Annotated in this window: 2 protein-coding genes; one reads left to right on the plus strand and one right to left on the minus strand. The window is 63.4% G+C overall.

Annotated features, from left to right (window positions below; genetic code table 11):
• On the plus strand, positions 1 to 877 hold an 877-nt coding region (locus VZ95_RS17615), incomplete at its 5' end, for an alpha/beta hydrolase (protein ID WP_052711909.1).
• Between the two features lie 22 nt (positions 878 to 899).
• Here VZ95_RS17615 and VZ95_RS17620 read toward each other — a convergent pair.
• Positions 900 to 1,790, minus strand: coding sequence for an AraC family transcriptional regulator (locus VZ95_RS17620; protein ID WP_045777023.1), 891 nt, complete (start codon positions 1,788 to 1,790; stop codon positions 900 to 902).
• Positions 1,791 to 1,810 lie beyond the last annotated feature (20 nt).

The following is a 1,810-nucleotide window of genomic DNA, read 5'->3' on the forward strand; positions in this document are numbered from 1 at the left end:
GCTTTCTAAGGTGCGGGCTCTGCTGCTGGCGGGGCTGCTGCTCGCGGTCCCAGCGCTGGCGGGAGGGCGGATCACCGCCGAGAGCCTCGATAGTCCCCGGCTCGGGCGGGCCTTGCCCTATCAACTCTATGTGCCCGAGGCGGGGGCGGGTCGTCTGCCCGTGCTTTATCTCTATCACGGGCTGCGCGGCGACGAGACCGATTGGCCGACCGGCGGCGGTATTGCCGAGATTCTGGACACCGCGATAAAAGCTAAGGTGATTCCGCCGCTGTTTGCCGTGATGCCCGGCGTCGGCAATAGTTGGTATGTCGATAGCGAGGCGTTCGGGCCGGTGGCGACCACGCTGTCGGATGATTTGATTCCGGTAATCGATGCCAAGCTCCCCACGCACGCCTGTCGCACGGGGCGGGCGGTGGCGGGCCTGTCGATGGGCGGGCTGGGCGCGGTCTTGCAGGGGCTACGCCACCCAGACCGCTACGGGACGATCATCAGCCTCTCGGGCAGCCTGTTCGATCCGGTGCCACCGAACGCCGATCCATCAGTCTTGGCGCGGTTTCGCATGTTCGGGGCGGTGTTCGGTCAGCCGATGGAACCCGCGCGCTATAACGCCGCCAATGCGTTTTTGACCTTGGCAACCTTGCCCGCGAGCGGCCCGCGCCCCGATCTCTGGTTCGCCGCCGGGGACGATGATTATCCCTCCATTTTGGTCGGTAGCGCCAAGCTGCATATCGAAGTGCAACGGGCGGGGCTCGCCTCCGAGTTCCGCGTCATCGACGGCGGCCACGCCTGGGGCACTTGGCGGCAGGGACTGACCGACGCGCTAGTCTGGCTCGGCCCGCGCCTGAAACCCTGCCCGTCCGCCGAGGCCTCAAACTGAAGGGACGACCGAGCGGCGTGCATTAGCTTGGAGGCGGGGCGGTTAAATACCCCGCGCGTGGGGAATGGCCGAAGAGTGCCTTATAGGCGCGGCTGAACGCTGCCTCTGACGCATACCCGATGGACAGCCCGATCTCGCCAACGCGCGCGCTGCGTTTGGCGAGCATGTCCCGTGCCAGCCCAAGGCGCCACTCACTATGGTAGCGCAGCGGTGATCGGCCCACGAGCGCGGTGAAGCGCGCGCAAAAGCTTGAGCGAGACATACCGGCAATGTTGGCCAAGGCCTCAATGCTCCACCGTTTCAGGGGCTCCTCATGAATGGCCTTCAAGGCCCGTGCAATGCGCGCGTCGGAAAGGCCTCCAAGCCATCCCGAGGTTTGGCCCTGGTGAATCCAGCTTCGCAAGACGCGGATAACGACCAAGTCGATCATCCGGGAAATCATCAAGGTCGCCCCAGGCTGCACATCCTTGGCTTCGCTCAACAAAAAATGGACAATTCCGTCAAGTCGGTTGGCACCGTCCGCCTTTCGAATGTGGATGCACCGGGGCAGAGCGAAGATCATGCTGCGAAGGCTGTCGGGATCGAACCAAAAGCGGCAAACGACCACCGTCGTCGGGGCTCCAGCGACTAATCTGAGGTCGCCTGCACTCCGTGGCAGCAACCCGACATCACCCGCATCCAACGCTCCCGTTATCGGATCGTCGCTTTCCATATGCAGGGTTCCCTGCATGACGATGCAAACATGCGCCGCGTCGATATCCAATTCCAGAGGTTCCGCCTGGGCGAGGCTGCGCGCGTAGACGCAGTCGCCGGTAAGACGGATCTGTGCCAGCACATGCGAGAGGAGATCGGATTGAGGCCCTCGAACGCTCGATTCTGGATGATCGATCAAGTTTTCTAGCAACTCGGTCATGGCCGCTCCAGTCTCTTAGC

The organism is Elstera litoralis (genome assembly GCF_000963705.1).
GTDB lineage: Bacteria > Pseudomonadota > Alphaproteobacteria > Elsterales > Elsteraceae > Elstera > Elstera litoralis.

Coding starts and splice junctions, on each gene's coding strand:
- VZ95_RS17620 (WP_045777023.1), bottom strand. CDS start 1,790: ATGACCGAGTTGCTAGAAAACTTGATCGATCATCCAGAATCGAGCGTT.